We start from the raw sequence: 17425 nt of genomic DNA, 5'->3' as shown, positions 1-17425 counted from the left end.
TTATGTATAAAATTAAATTTATTGTATTAAAAAATATCTCCAAAACCACCACCAGACAATTTATCATCTTTGGTCATTTTATAATTTGGACTTGTATATTTTGTTGAGTCGGGAATGGTATTGTCCCCCGTTTTTATTTCATCTGCCAAAGAATCTAATCTTGAATACAGCTCATCATTATCTACAGAATATTTAGAAGTCAAGGCATCAATATCAATCAAATTTTCAGATGTTTTGGCAATATCCTGTGCGATCGTAGACGTTACTACTTCCAGAGCGTATTCTAATTCCCAATCCTTAGTAAACAACATAGCGCTTTTGGCACTTTCGGTAGCTTCCTTAGCATTTTTGGCAAACTCATATTCCTTCTGAAGCATCTTAACTGTTACATCAAAATCAGCGATCTTGATATCGATAGCAGTTCCTGCCAAAGTTAACTTTCTGTCCATCTTACCCAAAACATTGGCACGAACTCCATATTTTTGGATGAAACTTTTACTTTGTTCGTATTGAGTAGAAACACGTTGAGAATCACTTAATTTTTTTGCTAATTCACTTTGTAAAGCTACATACTCATCGGTATCTTTTGCAGCGATACCATTAATCTTAACCATTTCATCCATGGCCGATTTCAGTTTTTCAGACTGACGTTGCAAACTCAGAACATCTTCCTGAAATGATTTGGCCTCTTTTTCAGATTTACTGGCTTCAATTTCCATTTCGTTTTTAAGACCTTTCAGCTTGGCTTTAGTATTTTTAAAAACTTCACGGTTTTTGATCATTTTTTGTTTTTGCTCTTCCAACTCATTAAAAGGATTGCTCTGAATTAATGCTTTATGAAGGTTTTTTGTAGTAAAACGAAGTGCCTTCATAATTACCGGAGCCATCATAACCAGAAAAACCAAAAATACACCCGTTGCAGATAAAGCGATTGCCTGACCCAGCATCGTAAATAATGGCGGAATAATATAGGTCCAAATCAAATAACCTCCAACACCTAATAAACCTAAAGCTAAAGCTAAAAATAATGATTTTTCTCCTTTTTTAAGCGCGCCTGATTTTAAAGCAATTTCTCCTTTAGACTCATCAAAATGTTTTAAAATTGGAAGTGCTAAAAGTGTACTCTTTTCTTGTTCGTATTTATCCATTATTACAAATATTGATTAATTCCTGTGATTACAGTATTGATTGATGTTAAGATTCTTTCTTTTGCTAAATTGTTTGCATCCATTTTTAATTGAATTTCAGAAAGCTGCTCCATATTAATAGGATCAATTTTTTGAAGCTCTACTTTTTTAGCCTCCAATTCTTTCTGAAGCTCTAAAATTCTGGCTTCCAATTCTGCAATACTTTTAGATAAATTATATTTTTCTTTTGTAATATTATTGTCTAATTCTGTCTTTTTGCTTTTACCTATAGTATCATATTTGGCATACACTTTTTCAATTTCAGCAATGTAAAAACTTCCCTTTTGTAAAAGAAACTCCTTTGTCAAATCAGGTTTTATTGTTTTTCCCATTGTAAACGCCATCTGATAACTTTGCGGATTTGTAGGTCCAACAGCCATTACAGATTTGTACATTTCAAAAAAATCAAAACCTGCTTCATTCAATGATTCGAAGCCTTTATCATACACTTCAAAAATCTCATTCAAAAAAGGATTTGTCAAGGAATTTGTCGGAAACGATTCTGTATGCGCCGGAAATTTGTTGCTAGGAGCTGTCGCGGCTGGACTGGACGACTGAACTGTAGTTGATTCTTGCGACTTAACGGCTTCTTCATTAATAAAGAGGCTCTTCCAATTAAAACTTTCTTTTGTCATTGTATCTGGTTAGTGAATTTTTTTAATAACTTTTTGGTTGTTAAATGTTATACGTAGGAAGTGTTAAAAAGTTACCAACTTTGAAAAGATAAATATATCCTTTTTACACTTAAAATGATAACTATTTAATTATCAAGTAAATTTACTTTCATCGAGCGTTTTTATAAAATGAAACCCTCTTGGTACATAACCTTGATTATAATAAAACCTGTGTGCTCCAAAATTTCCTGTAAAAGCATCCAAAACAATACTGCTACAACCAATTTCTAATGCTTTCTGTTCTATATAATCGGTCATTAGCTTTCCGATACCTTTCGAACGATATTCCGGATGAACCACAAAATTATCTATTTCGAGATATTTACCTGTCCATAATTTAGTCGCTGACCAACATCCTGTGATGCCCAAACAAATATTATTTTCAAAAACTCCAATCTGAGTATAATTATGAGGAATCATATCTAAAAGAAAGGCACGATATTTTTCTTTTGAAATGTTTGGATATAGAAATTTTATGGTCTCCATTTGAGCCATCATTTCTTCAATTGTGGTTAATTCTGTAATTGTCATTTTTATCTAAATATAATAGAAACAAAAATAATCAAAAAAACAGGTTTTTAGCCAAATTATCGAATATGTAGGTTATTTCGTTGATTTTTAGCAAAAATACATGAAAAATAGAATTTATTCTACATAAAAATCACCAAAAGCAGGTATTGTGGGAACCATGTTAATTGCGCAATTTTGACATATGATAATTGACAGTTTAAAACACAAGAAAACAATCATAAAATTATAAGCTACGAAAAGTAGTTATATAAAAAAATTGGGAATAATACAGCTGATATGTAACCCATAAAAAAACAGAGCATAAGGGATAGTGATAGCTTAAAGATGACCCTTCAAAAAATAAAAAGCATTGGGAATAATACAGCTGATATGTAACCCGTAAAAAAACAGAGCAAAAGGGATAATTATAGCTAGAATATAACCCTTCAAAAAAATATAAAAGCACGGGAATGATATAGCTGATATGTAACCCACAAAAAAACAAAGCAATAGGGATAATTATAGCTACAATACAACCCTTTAAAAAAATGTAAAAGCAGTGGGAATAATATAGCTGATGTGTAACCCGTAAAAAAACAAAGCAACAGGGATAGTTATAGCTACAATACAACCCTTTAAAAAAATATAAAAGCATCTGGGAATGATACAGCTGATATGTAACCCGAAAAAAAACAAAGCAATGGGAATAATAAAGCTAGTTTGTACCCATAAAAAACAAAGCAGATACGGAAAAACACATGCCGTCTAAAAAAATGTATAAAATGGTGCAAATTCTCGGGAATGGCATTCTCGAGAATACCCATTTTAAAATTTAGAAAACCATTTGAATTAGTTTTAAAATAACCTTGTAGAAATTCTTAATACAAATATAAATGTTATTTAGGTTTTAAAAACCGTTCAATCATGAACGGTTTTTTTTTAAATGTATAATTCGTATGTTTATTTTTAAAATATTATGGATTTTACAATAATTTAAACAGACAAACAAAGTCATTATTTTGTAAAATCTGCCAAAAATAAATTCTTTGAGAATTAAAAAAAAGTATTAAAGTTAAGTTGTATGATGCTAAAAAAAGCTTTTACCGGTTCTTTTTCTAACTTATTTTTTTATGATTTGACTTTACAGCTTTACCAGATTTTAATAGAGCCAAGACTTTTTTTAGAAGATTTATAACTCTCTATTGCTGACTAATTTTAACAAAAAAAAGAGCCTACAAAATTGTAGGCTCTTTTTGATTTTTATCTAAAAAACTTTTATCCGTTCAAGGCTTCAGCTCCACCAACGATCTCAAGGATTTCGTTAGTAATAGCAGCCTGACGTGCTTTATTATACGTTAATTTTAATTGGTTTCTTAATTCAGTAGCGTTATCAGTTGCTTTGTGCATAGCTGTCATACGCGCTCCATGTTCTGAAGCAAATGAATCACGAATACCTTTGTACAATTGCGTTTTTAATGATTTAGGAATCAAAGTCAATACAATTTCTTCTTTAGAAGGCTCAAAAATATAATCAGAAGCTGCAACTGCAACTTCAGTTTTAATTGGAGCTAATGGTAAAAATTGCTCAACCTGAACAATTTGAGTAGCAGCATTTTTAAATTGATTGTAAATCAATTCTATTCTATCGTACTCTCCAGACAAGAATTTTTCAGTTAAACTATCTGCAATTACCGCCACATTATCAAAAGTTAATTGGTCAAAAATTGCATTATGATGACCATGAACTGTATGTGTTTTGGCCAGAACATCGTTTCCTTTTTTCCCAATAGGAAAAATATCAACTTGCTTTCCTGCATAAAACTGACTACGGTTTTTAGCTTCTTTAATAATATTGGTATTAAATGCACCACATAAACCTCTATTTGAAGTTATAGCAACAAGTAACACTTTTTTTACTTCACGTTGTGTTGTATAATCTCCTCCAACTTCACCACCAAGTGTAGCAGAAAGATTTTGTAACAATTCCGTTAATTTCTCGGCATAAGGGCGCATCGCAGTGATTGCATCTTGTGCTTTCTTGAGCTTTGCAGCAGAAACCATTTTCATTGCCGATGTGATCTGCATAGTAGATGAAACGGAAGTAATTCTATTACGGATTTCCTTTAAATTTGCCATTCTATTATAGTTGTTGGTTGTTAGTTATTGGTTGATAGTTTCTGGATATTCCAACAACAATCAACCAACAACAATCAACTAAAATTAATTATATTTTGCTGAAATTTCTTTTGCTGCTTTTTCGATAACATCAGTAATATTGTCATCTAACTTACCAGCTTTCAATGCATTAAGAGTATCTTTATGCTTGCTGTTTAAGTAGGCCAAGAAATCAGCTTCAAATTCTTTTACTTTATTTACAGGAACGTTTCTTAATAAGTTTTTAGAACCAGCGTAAATAATAGCTACTTGATTTTCTACTGTGTAAGGATCATTCAAACCTTGTTTTAAGATTTCAACGTTTCTTTTTCCTTTTTCAATTACGTTTAAAGTAACTGAATCCAAATCAGAACCAAATTTAGCAAAAGCTTCCAATTCACGGAATTGGGCCTGATCTAATTTTAAAGTTCCTGAAACTTTCTTCATTGATTTAATCTGAGCATTACCTCCAACACGAGATACAGAAATACCTACGTTGATAGCAGGACGAACTCCAGAGTTGAACAAATCTCCATCAAGGAAAATCTGACCATCTGTAATCGAGATTACGTTTGTTGGGATATAAGCAGAAACGTCACCCGCCTGAGTTTCGATAATTGGTAAGGCAGTCAAAGAACCACCACCTTTTACGATAGACTTGATAGAATCTGGCAAATCATTCATGTTTTTAGCAATTCCGTCATCTGCAATTACTTTACAAGCACGCTCTAATAAACGAGAGTGTAAGTAAAAAACGTCTCCAGGATATGCCTCACGTCCCGGTGGTCTTCTCAATAAAAGAGAAACCTCACGGTAAGCAACAGCTTGTTTAGATAAATCATCGTACACAATAAGTGCAGGACGACCAGAATCTCTAAAATATTCTCCAATTGCAGCACCTGCGAAAGGAGCGTAAACTTGCATTGGAGCCGGATCAGAAGCATTAGCAGCAACAATAACGGTATACGCCATTGCTCCTTTTTCTTCTAACATTTTTGCAATTCCTGCTACAGTTGACGCTTTTTGCCCAATTGCAACATATATACAGAATACAGGTTTTCCTGCATCGTAAAATTCTTTTTGGTTCAAGATTGTATCGATACAAACAGTTGATTTACCTGTTTGACGGTCACCAATTACAAGCTCACGTTGTCCACGACCAACTGGGATCATAGCATCTACAGCTTTTACTCCTGTTTGTAATGGCTCAGTAACTGGCTGACGGAAGATAACTCCAGGAGCTTTTCTTTCTAATGGCATTTCGTATAAGTCTCCACCAATTGGCCCTTTTCCATCAATTGGAAAACCAAGAGTGTTTACTACACGTCCTACCATTTGCTCACCTACTTTAAGAGAAGCGATACGTTGCGTTCTTTTTGCTGTTGATCCTTCTTTGATACCTGTTGATGGTCCTAAAAGTACCACACCAACATTGTCTTCTTCAAGGTTCAATACAATAGCTTCAAGTCCGTTGTCAAATTCAACTAACTCACCGTATTGCACATTAGATAGCCCGTAAATACGAGCAATACCATCTCCAACTTGAAGTACTGTTCCTACTTCTTCTAGCGTAGCACCAGATTCAAAACCTTCTACTTGCTTTCTTAATATTGCTGAAATTTCAGCAGGTTTGATTTCCGCCATCTTACTTTATAATTTAGACACTTTTATGTGTAATAAAACTAATTACTTAACTCTCTTTTTAATACCTGTAATCTGTTTGCAACTGAAGCATTGTATTGCTGATCACCTATTCTTAAAATAAATCCCCCAATAATTGCTGGATCTACTATATTTTCTATTGTTATTTTTTTATCTGATAAGGTAGCTACTTTTGCCAAAACTTTGGCTTTTAAAGCTGCATCCATAGGAATAGCTGTTGTAACTTTGGCTACTTCAACACCATTACTTTCATCAAATAATTTTTTGTATTCTAAAGCAATTGCTTCAAGAATTTCAAATCTTTTGTTTTCGAATAATAAATGAAATAAACCTTTGGTTACGCCATTTACATCTGCGAAAACTTCTAAAAGAGCACTTTCTTTAACCTCAACTTTTGTCGTTGGGTTCTGAATAAAGGTACTCAATTCTAAATTGCTTTCAATAGTTGAAGCAATCGCTTTCATATCGTTGTTTACAGCTTCTGCAACACCTTTAGAGTTTGCTAAGTCTAGAATTGCTTTTGCATAACGAATTGCTGCTCTTGTACTTGCCATAATATTAGTTTAACTTTACGTCACCCAACATTTTCTCTACCAATTTGGTTTGAGATTCTTTGTTAGATAATTCTTCTTTCAACAATTTTTCAGCGATACTCAATGATAAAGTCGAAACTTGTAATTTCAACTCAGCCATAGCAGCATTTTTTTCATTTTCGATAGCTACTTTAGCTTGCTCGATCATTTTCAGACCTTGCTCTTGTGCTTCGTTTTTAGAATCAGCTATCATTTTCTCTTTCATCTCACGAGCTTCTTTTAGCATCGCATCACGTTCAGCACGAGCTTCATTCAAAATTCTTTGATTGTCAGCTTGTAAATTTTGCATTTCTTTTTTTGCATTCTCAGCAGAAAGCAATGCATCTTTTATACCTTCTTCTCTTGCGGTAATAGACTCCATAATAGGTTTCCAAGCAAATTTTACTAAAAGTAAAATTAAAACCAACAAGATAATTGCTTGCCAAAAGAATAAACCGAATGAAAAATCGTTAATTAACTTATCCATTTTATAACTATATTATATATTTAATTTCTTTTTTTAAAAGGTAACAACACCTTTAACCAACCGTTAAAGATGTTGTTAATTTTCTCTTTATTATTTTCCTAAGATCAAAGCAGCAAATGCTAAACCTTCTAATAAAGCCGCGATAATAATCATCGCAGTTTGAATTTTACCTGCAGCTTCTGGCTGACGAGCAATCGCGTCCATAGCAGATCCACCGATTTTACCTAAACCTAAACCTGCACCGATTACTACTAAACCTGCACCTACTAAAGTTGGAATTGTTCCCATAAGTATTTATATATATAAAATTAAACTTCTAAATTAAATAATTGCTGTTTCGTCTTCGTGGTGATGCTCATGATCATGTTCCTGAACTGCCATACCAATAAATAATGACGACAACATTGTAAAAATAAACGCCTGTAAAAATGCTACTAAAACTTCAATAACAGAAATAAACAATGTTAATCCCATAGAAATTGGTAAATCTGCTGCCAAATTTTTACCTACGAAAATCATTCCGATCAAACTCATAATTACAACGTGACCTGCAGTAATATTGGCATACAAACGAATTAATAATGCAAATGGTTTTGTGAACATTCCTAACACCTCAATTGGAGCTAAGATAATTTTCATTGGAACTGGAACTCCAGGCATCCAAAAAATGTGTCCCCAATATTCTTTGTTTGCACTAAACTGAGTAATGATAAAAGTAAATGCTGCCAAACAAATAGTAATTGCGATATTTCCGGTAACATTAATTCCAAGTGGCGTCATACCTAAAAGGTTTAACAACCAAACAAAGAAAAATACGGTCAAAAGGTAACCCATGTATTTTCTGTATTTTTTCTCACCAATATTCGGAACAGCGATTTCGTCTCTGATAAAAATAATTAGTGGCTCTAATACTCTTCCAAATCCAGTTGGGATTGGTCCTTTTTTATATGATTTTGCTAAGCCAGTAAACATTAAGAATAATAATACTGAAACGAATAGCATAGAAACTACGTTTTTTGTGATAGAAAAATCTAATGGTTTTTCATTTTCTGGATGTCCGTGCTCATTCAATTTGATTGATCCTGCGGCATCTGTTTTATAAATTTTACCATGAACTAATTTGTAGAAACTTCCATCAACTTCTGCAACTTCTTCACCGTGGTGAAATTTTGAAGATAAGAAAACTTTCAAACCTCCGTCAATAAGAATTACAGGTAATGGAAAACCATAATGCTTGTTTTCCTTTTCATCTGAAAAGAAAACAAAATCATGAGAATCTTGTAAGTGATGATCTATAAAAGCATCCACTTTTGCTTTTGGATCAAGAGCTACATGCTCTCCTTCCATAGGAGCGTTATGTGAAATTACTTTCTCTTCGTGAACTGCTTCAGTTTTTACATGCGTTGAGTCATTCTCTGAATTTGCAAAACTCATTACAGGAAGACAAGCTACGAAAGCTGCAAGAATAAAATGGAGTGGTTTGTTTGAAATCACCATAGCTGTTGAAAATCTTATTTTTTTACGTTTCTAAAATTTGGTGCAAAGGTACATTTTTTATTAATATTCAAAAGGATATGAAAAATTATTTTTGAACCTTCTTTTACAGAATTGCTAATTTAACGCTTTTCATTTAATAATCGGACAGTTAAAAGCGTTTCAAATAACAAAAACAAAATAAATATTGCAAAAAAGTTAATTTTTTCAATAGTCACCTCTTCCGATTTGTTTTCTAAAACTGGTCTCAAAATTAAATAACCCAATAACATTTGTGCAAAAGTTCCAAATAAAAATGACATTCCGACAATCTCGAAATTCTTCTTTTTTACTACTAATACTATAATGTATAATAATGCCGTTGTTCCGAAAAAAATCAAATACAGCAATTCGATACTATAAAAGAAATTTTTAGTGTTGATGTGTAATCCAAAAAAAACAGCTCTATGCAAAATATAAGCTGTTGCTGCCAAAAAGAATAATTGTAAAAATGGTCTGTAATTTTTAAAAAACATTTTAGTAATTTTTCTTGCAAAGATGCAACATTTATTGACAGCTATTTAAAGATAAATTACTTTGTTTTATTGATTTCGTTTACCTGACGAATCACATTGTATAAAGCGAGTCCAACACCCACCATTACTAGAATAGCACTGTAGTTAATTTTGCTGCTTGGGTGATTCTTATCTAACCAATTGCCCAAATATCCAAACAAAAAAATAATGACCCCCATCTGAACGGGAATATTAATAAGGGCAATCCACTTATTCCTTTGGTTTTTGTTCGGCTCCTTTTGCATCTTTTGGTTTTTCGTGATTTAATTCTGCTACGATCATAGTACACGTAGCGGTAAAATCGGCGCCTGGTTCTATCGATAATTTTCCAACCAAAACTTCGCCGTGTATTTTTGCAGTTGCTTTTATATTAAGTACTTCTATAACCTTTATTTTACCATGAAACTCTCCTTCTATATCTGCATTATTGCAAATAATTTCGCCTTTAATCGATCCTGTCTGGCCAATCACTAATTTTCCCTGTGATGTAAAATTACCTATCAACTCGCCATCTAATCTAAAATCGGCCTTAGAAACTATGTCTCCGATAAGAGTAGTTCCTTCGACAATTCTATTGGTTTTTCCTAAAAGCTCGGATCCTGTTTTTTTGGTTTTTTCAAACATATTTATGGTATTTTGGGTGCTAAATAAACTGCTAAGTTTTTCTTAATTTGTACTATTTTATAATTTTCATCAGAAATTATAATAAAAGGATGCGAAATTTTATATGCTTTTTCATCTCGCAAAACTCCCGCTACATCATTGGCATAAGCCTCCGATTTTATACCGTGAATAACCACAAAACTTTCGGTTTTATTGTACTTGTCATAAGAAGTCGTTAGCCTTTGGAAATTTTCTAATGATAAAAATTTCTTTATAGCATCGTCAATTTGTTTTCTGGCTTGTATGTCATTAAAAGGAATCGTATATAAGATTTTCCAGTTTTGAGTATCAACGGTTACAAAATCAAGTTTTTCTAAACCCGGAATTTGCTTTTCGATTATTTCTCGTGCCTTTTTACCTTCTTCACTATTCGGATAATTATCGGCAACATTTTCGAGTGCTTTTTTGTAAGCATCCAAACCGTTTACTTTTCCAAGCGTACTGGCTTTCAATAATTCATATTTAGAAACAATATCTTCGCCGGCATACAGATTGATCAAGTTATCAATATTTTCAAGTACGACATCAAATTGTTCTTCTTCGTACAACTTATACCACTTTTGATACTCCTGATCGGGAGATAAATAAGTATTATTGCCGGAACCATTATTGTTGATAATTTGTGCATATCTTGAATTTGGATATTTGGCTACGATCTCTGCTTTTACAATTTCTGCTTTTTTAGGATCGGTAATTTGATATATTTTGTACAAATTATACATCGAAGGCAAAATCAGTTTCTCTTCTGGATTGTTGCGTAATAACTGCTCCAGCTTATTGCTTGCCAAATTGTATTCTTTGAATTTTTCTTTGTAAATAAGGCCTAATTGGTAATACGCAAAATTACGTTCTTGGCCAATACTATCAATTGCAACCTGTGTTGTTGGAAGCTGCTTTTCGTAAAACTCTGTTGTATATTTTTCTTCAACAACAGCAATTTGTAAAGCGGCAATCGAATCGTTTTTGCTATTTATCGAATCATTTACTTCTTTGTCTGCTATTGCTTTTGTGCCCGACAATCGCCAGTTTCCTCCTAAAGTCCTATTACCCCAAAGTTTTTTAAATTGTAATTTTCCGTAAGCAACCGTGGTAGGATTGTAAAAATAAAATGTGCTTCCCGTATCGGTTCCTGATGGCGGAACTATAGACTCCGGTTCTCCCGAAGTACCCAATGACTGCGGATTGACAGCCGCATTACCCGGAATTTGAGACTGGCTGTTGCGCTCGATATTCGCCAGTTTTTCCTTTTCTTTTTCTTCTAAAAGACGCTTTGCTTCGTCTTTCTTTTTAAGTTCTACGATGTAATTTTCAAAATATATTTTTCGATCGGCTGCAGGAAGGCCATAAACACTAATAATACTGTCATTGCGTTTTGCTATTCCTTCGTATTTGATAACGTCGTCCAGATTTTTTCGGTTTTTTTCGATAAACGCAAACTCTCTCGATTTTGGATCTAATTTTACCAAGGTACTGTCATAATATTTGGCCGCCATTGTATAATCTGTATCTTTAAAATACATATTACCAATATTTCGGTAGGTCGATGCTACCAAATAAGAGTCCGTCGATTTTCTTTTTAAAGATTTATTATAAGACGCCAATGCCGATTCTCGGTCTTTCTTTTTATCAAAGTAGACACCCATTTCGTAAAAAAGTACATCATAATACGGACGATTTTCTCTGTCCTTAACCAATTTATTATATGTTTTAAGAAAAAGTGTATCATTACCGTTTTCGTAATCAAACATCTGCGCTTTTTTGGCATACGCATGCATCATGTATTTTCTGTCGGCTTTTCTGTTCAAATCAATAACGCCATCATAAAAATAAGTGGCGCTGTCTTTTTGTCCAACCTCTTGATACATCTGCCCCAGGATAAAACGATACCTTGCCCTTTCTTCATTGTTGCGGGTAAATTCTTCAGCAATTCTAAGTTTGGCAACAGCACTGTCTCTTTTCTCCAGATTTAAAAAAGCCTCTGCCAACAAAGCATTGGCATCGGCAAAAGTTTGTTTATTTAAATCTGTTTTTTTTAACAATCGATTGATGTTTTTTATCACAATCGCATCATTACCCAAGCGCATATTTGTTTTCTCACGCCAAATTTTGGCTGTATAAATATTGCTACTATTTGGATATTTATACAAAATATAATTGAATGCTTCTAATGCCGGAATAAAACGCTGGTCATAATATCTGGCTTTTCCCAGCATCAGATAAGCTTCGTCTATTTGCGAATTTTTCTCTCTTCCTCCAATATTCATCGAGTGCTTCTGAATGGCTTTTGTCGCTTTGGTTTCCGCCAGTTCAAAATCAGCATTTTTAGCTTTTCCTTCTTCCGAAGCATTTTCATTGACTTGCATTTTTTCTATAGGCAACATTTTCCAGAAATTATCCTGATTATTGCCTTCAATAGATTTTAACCCTTTCTCCAAGCCAACTCCTCCGTTGTACAAAATATTGTATTTTGTACTTAATGCATGCGAATTTCTGGAAACAAAAGTGTTTTTCTTGGTAGAACATGCTATCAAAAAGAATAAAACAACGAACGGAAAACTATATTTAAGAGTACTCTTTTTCAATTGAAATAGATTTAAATCATTTAACTTATAAAAACGATTTTTAGTATAATGACTTGTAAAAATACGCTTCTTTTTGAAATATGAAACCTTAAACCGCAAAAAACGCTTCCAACTCTTGCAATGTCTCTTTTGATGTTTGAATGTCCTTTACCACTTCGCCTTTATTCAACGCTACAATTCTATCGCAAACCTCTACTGTATGTTGCAAATCATGACTCGAAACCAAAACAGTAACATTTGGGTTATCAGCCAATTCTTTGATTATTTTTTTTAATCTGCTTACCGTTGTCGGGTCTAAATTTGCAAAAGGTTCATCCAAAATAATGACTTCCGGATTACCAATGAGTGTTGCGATGATCCCTACTTTCTTCTGATTTCCTTTGGATAAATCACGCAAGTATTTTTTATTTTTTAAAATTTCTCCGTTAAAGAATTCTTCGTGTTGGGCCAATAAAGCATCTACATCGGCTTTGTTCTGATGGCGCAAATCTCCAATAAAATAAAAGTATTCTTCGGGCGTCAGATAGCCTATCAAAAAGCTTTCGTCAAGAAAAGAAGCGGTAAATGATTTCCAGTTTTCACTACTATTTACCTGAATATCATTATTTATAATATTTCCGGTTGATGGCTGAATTAAGTCTAACAACAAACTAAAAAAAGTGGTTTTTCCCGCTCCGTTATTCCCGACTAATCCAAAACTTTGTCCTTTTGGAATCTCAAGGTTATTAATATTTAAAACTGTTGTTTCGTTATATGTCTTCGAAAGTTGATTTACTTGTATCATTTGTATTCGTTTAATTGTTGGTTTGATTAATCGTTAATTTATTTTTTTATAAAATTATCTAATTATCAATATTGACTAATTTTCTAATTCTTTTGTTTGTAGGCGAGTATCGTACTGTATTTCTCGACTTTGTATCTTTTTTCGATAATAGAAAAAACTTTATTTCTAAAGATAAAACCCAAAACCCCAGCTCCGGCAACTAATGCCAAACCGAGTGTTTTATCACCAAAGTGAAGTCCTGTCCAATACAATAACAAAGGCAATAATAATTTTGGCAACGTTAACAACATCGCATTTACATTGAATGCTTTTTTGTCTCCAAAAGCCCCGCTCGAAGAACTTAAATCAATTGGTGTTTTGGTAAAAGCACCGCCCAAAAGTACCAAGTGCGAGTTGACACCAATGTTATAAATGGCTCCTACAACAATGGTCAAATAGGTTTCTAATCCGTAAAAAAGATAGAACGAAGCCAAAATTGTCGATACAAAAGTAGCGATAACGACCAGCCACCATTTTGATGTTATGTATCCGCGATACGGAATATTTTGCGTCATCATCAATTGATAATACGAACTATCCCAACTTGGCACAAACTGTCCAAAAACAAATAAAAAGCCACCCGAAACAAAAATTCCAGCAAAAATATGCATCACGGGAGGTTGGTGCGAATTGCCAAAAAAGATCAATCCATAAAACAAAAATATAAAGCTCATCAAAATGGTCGTTTTTGATCTTTTATTTCTTTTAATTAATTTGATATCATTTTTAAGAAACGTCCCCAAAGTTCCAAACTGATTCAGCCACGACAAATTTTCGGTGGTTGCAATATCTTCTTTTTTTGAAAGTCCTGCGTCTAAAAATAAATTATTTTTAAAATATTTAAACGTAAAAACATACAAACCAATCAAAACAATAACAGGTATCAAAAACAGTATTTTTGATGCGTAAAGTCCATGAAAAAAAGGTGTTGTAAAAAGGGTAATGTCAAACAATTTATAATACTGAGCCGCTCCTAATCCTAAAAGCAATCCAACAAAAACAACAAATAATTTGTCGATATTACTAAGAATAATATTTAGAAAATTATTGATGTAAATGAGTGCAAAAACACCTAAATTCCAGAGCAAAATACTGGTCACATCGTATCCTTCCAATATTAATACTATTGAAAAAGGCACAAAAAAAAGAGCATGAACCCAGTTAAAAAAAGACAATGCCGTTTTTCCTAAAGAAAAATGCACAATTGTGGGTTTCTTAAAAGGCAACACCAATAAAGGCCTGATGTTAAGAACGGGAATACCTTGCATCATTAATCGAATGAGCAAATCGAGCAAGAAATAATAAATCAAAAATTGGTTGACCGTTACTAATGGTTCTAACTTCATTTTTTTGAGCACATAAAATGCACCAACGCCTATCGCAATAAAAACAAGCGAAAAATAAGCCATCAGAAATCCGATCAAGATTTTCATGGCGAGATTGGTACCAAAGGAAGCCGATCTGGTAAAGGCTTTCCATTCGAGGTAAATAAACTTTTTAATCATGGTTTTTGGTTTAAGTTTGGTAGTATGTAATCAAATGTAAGAAAACGTTACAAAAAAAAATAAAAAAAATAATTTAGTACCCGACATTTAGTGGCGGTTTGTTATTTTTGCACAAAATATACTATCATGCCTTCATTTTTAAAACTCATAATTAAAGAGGTAAAACGCGAAACTGTTGATGCCGTTTCTGTTCTTTTTAATGTTCCCGAAGAACTAAAAGCCGATTATAAATTTATGGCCGGACAATACATAAATTTAAAATTAACTCTTGATAATCAAGAAATCAGACGTGCTTATTCTATATGTTCTGCACCGGAAAGCGGCGAACTACGAATTGCCGTAAAAGCTGTAAAAAATGGTTTGTTCTCACAATTTGCCAATACAAAACTAAAAGCAGGTGATGTTCTTGAAGTAGGACATCCTGAAGGAAAATTTACTTTTGAAGCAGATGCGGAAAGACAAAGAAATTATGCGGCTTTTGTTGCCGGAAGCGGAATCACACCCGTGCTTTCTATTTTGAAATCGGTTTTGAAAAGTGAGCCAAAAAGTTCTTTTGTACTGGTTTACGGAAACCGAAATCCCGAAGAAACCATTTTTTATCAGGAATTACACGATTTGCAATTGCAATATGTGGGTCGTTTTTTTGTGCATTACGTTTATAGTCAGGCTAAAGCAGAAAATGCATTGTTTGGTAGAATAGAAAAATCGGCGGTAAATTTTGTGTTGAATAACAAACACAAAGAATTGCAATTTGATAAGTTTTACTTGTGTGGCCCAGAAGAAATGATCAACACCGTTTCTGACGTTTTAAGAGAAAAAAACGTAAAAGAATCGGCCATTAAGTTTGAGCTTTTTACTTCTTCATCGCAAGAAAACGAAATAAAAACTTCATTAGAAGGACATACTAAAATCACTGTTTTGGTAGATGATGACGAAGTAACTTTTGAAATGTCTCAAAAACAAACCATTTTGGATGCCGCACTAAAACAAGGAATTGATGCGCCCTACTCTTGTCAAGGCGGAATTTGCAGCAGCTGTCTTGCACGCGTAACTTCTGGAAGTGCCGAGATGACAAAAAACTCTATTTTAACAGATAAAGAAATTGCTTCGGGTCTCATTTTAACTTGTCAAGCCCATCCAACATCTGAGTCGATTTATATCGATTTTGATGATGTTTAGTGGTTAAATTTAAAAAAATATAAAGTCCAAATTCTAAACTTACACTTGGGATTTGGACTTTTTTTATTATAATTTTTATTTTAAGCTGCCCTCAATTTTTTCAACTATTTCTTTTGGAAGAATTGTTCTCATCGCATCTTCATAACCTTCTACCGTTTTATTTCCGTATACCGATGTTGGCAGTTTTGGATATTGATTTCGATCTGCCATTAAAGCATTTTCTAAACTTTGATGGAAGGGTAAAAATCCTGCATAAGGATGTGTCGCACCCCAAAGTGTGATCACTTTTACGCCCAGCATGGCCGCAATATGTGCGTTTCCGGAATCCATAGAAAGCATTACATCCAGATTGCTGATAAGCTGTAATTCCTGCTGAAATTTAATTTTTCCAGCCATGTTGATCACATTATGAAATGGTTGTGCAAGCGTGTCCAAAATTTCGATTTCTTTCTTTCCGCCGCCAAAAAGTAGTATTTTATTGGTTTGATTTTGAGCCAGATCGGTAATAACGGCTTTCATTAAATCTAAAGGATAGACTTTTGAGTCATATTGGGCAAAAGGTGCAATACCAATTAGCTTCTGATTTTTATTTTTAATAATTTCTAAGACATCAGCACTTAAACTCGCTTTTTCAGGAAATTGCGGATTCGATAAATCTAATGAAAAACCCAGTTTTTCAAACACTTTTACGTGTCTTTCAAACATGGTTGGCAAGGGCTTAAAAATTTTATTTTCGGCACGAGTTAATTCTTTTTTACCTTCACGACCTTTATCAACTGTAGCGCGTTTTTTTCCGCTTAAAGCGAAAAGTAAACTCACTGTTTTAGAACGCAAAACGTTGTGGAAATCTGCAAAAGCATCAATTTTGAGTTTTTTTACATCCTGATACAAACGCAAAAGTCCGAGAAAGCCTTTGTGACGCTGCTTTTCATCAAAAGCAAAAAAGTCTAAATTTGGAATTCCATCAAAAAAAGGCTTAAAAAACGGACGCGAAATTACCGTGATTTTTACCGCTGGATTTTGTTGCACAAAAGCGCGCAAAACAGGAACTGTCATGGCGACATCTCCCATTGCAGAAAGTCTCATGACAGCTATATGTTGTATTTTATTAGGCAATTTTTAATTTTTTAAATTATGTACGGATGAAATATTTTAAAATGCTGTAAGTTGCTGGCTATTTCATTTTTACTAATTTACTGTAAATAAATTTCTTTTGTTATTTCAACTGACTAAAAAATATTTTTTTAAAGAAACTCTGATTCTTTGCTTTTTTAGCCCAGATTGAAATGAAAATCCCGGAGCAAAAAAAATAAAGTTTCTCGTTTAAAAAAAGCGACCAACGGAAGCTCTTTTTTAAACAATAGAAACTCTATTTTTTT

Annotated in this window: 17 protein-coding genes; 1 reads left to right on the top strand and 16 read right to left on the bottom strand. The window is 33.2% G+C overall.

The window, feature by feature from the left end; translation table 11 throughout:
* Nucleotides 1–26: 26 nt before the first annotated feature.
* The 15 genes from J3495_RS04295 to J3495_RS04225 form a co-directional block, all read right to left on the bottom strand.
* Nucleotides 27–1148 carry a hypothetical protein gene (locus tag J3495_RS04295; protein WP_210665338.1) on the bottom strand — a complete coding sequence of 374 codons (1122 nt, stop codon included), beginning with the start codon at nucleotides 1146–1148 and terminating at the stop codon, nucleotides 27–29.
* 2 nt (nucleotides 1149–1150) lie between these two features.
* The gene (locus J3495_RS04290; RefSeq protein WP_210665337.1) at nucleotides 1151–1822 is read right to left on the bottom strand and encodes a hypothetical protein; all 672 of its coding nucleotides are present in this window, start codon (nucleotides 1820–1822) and stop codon (nucleotides 1151–1153) included.
* Between the two features lie 132 nt (nucleotides 1823–1954).
* A complete protein-coding gene (locus tag J3495_RS04285) occupies nucleotides 1955–2392 on the bottom strand; it encodes a GNAT family N-acetyltransferase (RefSeq protein WP_236025391.1) in 438 nt (145 codons plus the stop codon).
* A 1254-nt stretch (nucleotides 2393–3646) separates the two neighbouring features.
* On the bottom strand, nucleotides 3647–4507 hold the full coding sequence (atpG, locus tag J3495_RS04280; protein WP_210665336.1) for an ATP synthase F1 subunit gamma: 861 nt from the start codon (nucleotides 4505–4507) through the stop codon (nucleotides 3647–3649).
* 84 nt (nucleotides 4508–4591) lie between these two features.
* Entirely contained in the window at nucleotides 4592–6169 is a 1578-nt protein-coding gene (gene atpA, locus J3495_RS04275; protein WP_053472983.1) for a F0F1 ATP synthase subunit alpha, read from the bottom strand.
* A 38-nt stretch (nucleotides 6170–6207) separates the two neighbouring features.
* Entirely contained in the window at nucleotides 6208–6741 is a 534-nt protein-coding gene (gene atpH, locus J3495_RS04270; protein ID WP_210665335.1) for an ATP synthase F1 subunit delta, read from the bottom strand.
* Between the two features lie 4 nt (nucleotides 6742–6745).
* Nucleotides 6746–7246: a F0F1 ATP synthase subunit B gene (locus J3495_RS04265; RefSeq protein ID WP_210665334.1), complete on the bottom strand. Its 501-nt coding sequence runs from the start codon at nucleotides 7244–7246 to the stop codon at nucleotides 6746–6748.
* Between the two features lie 90 nt (nucleotides 7247–7336).
* Nucleotides 7337–7534: an ATP synthase F0 subunit C gene (atpE, locus tag J3495_RS04260; protein ID WP_008465835.1), complete on the bottom strand. Its 198-nt coding sequence runs from the start codon at nucleotides 7532–7534 to the stop codon at nucleotides 7337–7339.
* A gap of 33 nt (nucleotides 7535–7567) precedes the next feature.
* On the bottom strand, nucleotides 7568–8743 hold the full coding sequence (atpB, locus tag J3495_RS04255; RefSeq protein WP_210665333.1) for a F0F1 ATP synthase subunit A: 1176 nt from the start codon (nucleotides 8741–8743) through the stop codon (nucleotides 7568–7570).
* Nucleotides 8744–8862: 119 nt separating this feature from the next.
* Complete coding sequence (locus tag J3495_RS04250; protein WP_210665332.1) at nucleotides 8863–9255, bottom strand: hypothetical protein; 393 nt, start codon at nucleotides 9253–9255, stop codon at nucleotides 8863–8865.
* 56 nt (nucleotides 9256–9311) lie between these two features.
* Nucleotides 9312–9539: an AtpZ/AtpI family protein gene (locus J3495_RS04245; RefSeq protein WP_210665331.1), complete on the bottom strand. Its 228-nt coding sequence runs from the start codon at nucleotides 9537–9539 to the stop codon at nucleotides 9312–9314.
* Complete coding sequence (locus J3495_RS04240; protein WP_210665330.1) at nucleotides 9505–9918, bottom strand: bactofilin family protein; 414 nt, start codon at nucleotides 9916–9918, stop codon at nucleotides 9505–9507. The genes J3495_RS04245 and J3495_RS04240 overlap by 35 nt, the downstream gene beginning before the upstream one ends.
* 2 nt (nucleotides 9919–9920) lie before the next feature.
* Nucleotides 9921–12539: a type IX secretion system periplasmic lipoprotein PorW/SprE gene (gene porW / locus J3495_RS04235; RefSeq protein WP_210665329.1), complete on the bottom strand. Its 2619-nt coding sequence runs from the start codon at nucleotides 12537–12539 to the stop codon at nucleotides 9921–9923.
* A gap of 88 nt (nucleotides 12540–12627) precedes the next feature.
* Complete coding sequence (locus tag J3495_RS04230) at nucleotides 12628–13323, bottom strand: ABC transporter ATP-binding protein (protein ID WP_210665328.1); 696 nt, start codon at nucleotides 13321–13323, stop codon at nucleotides 12628–12630.
* 83 nt (nucleotides 13324–13406) lie between these two features.
* Entirely contained in the window at nucleotides 13407–14867 is a 1461-nt protein-coding gene (locus tag J3495_RS04225) for a DUF5687 family protein (protein ID WP_210665327.1), read from the bottom strand.
* Nucleotides 14868–14993: 126 nt separating this feature from the next.
* On the opposite strand from J3495_RS04225, the gene J3495_RS04220 reads away from it, so the two are divergent.
* Entirely contained in the window at nucleotides 14994–16046 is a 1053-nt protein-coding gene (locus J3495_RS04220) for a ferredoxin--NADP reductase (protein ID WP_210665326.1), read from the top strand.
* A gap of 75 nt (nucleotides 16047–16121) precedes the next feature.
* Here J3495_RS04220 and J3495_RS04215 read toward each other — a convergent pair whose 3' ends face one another.
* Complete coding sequence (locus J3495_RS04215; protein WP_210665475.1) at nucleotides 16122–17132, bottom strand: glycosyltransferase family 9 protein; 1011 nt, start codon at nucleotides 17130–17132, stop codon at nucleotides 16122–16124.
* Nucleotides 17133–17425: the final 293 nt, after the last annotated feature.

The sequence above is a fragment of the Flavobacterium geliluteum genome (genome assembly GCF_017948595.1).
Classification (GTDB): Bacteria; Bacteroidota; Bacteroidia; order Flavobacteriales; family Flavobacteriaceae; genus Flavobacterium; species Flavobacterium flavipigmentatum.
This window is presented reverse-complemented; position numbering and strand designations above follow the sequence as displayed.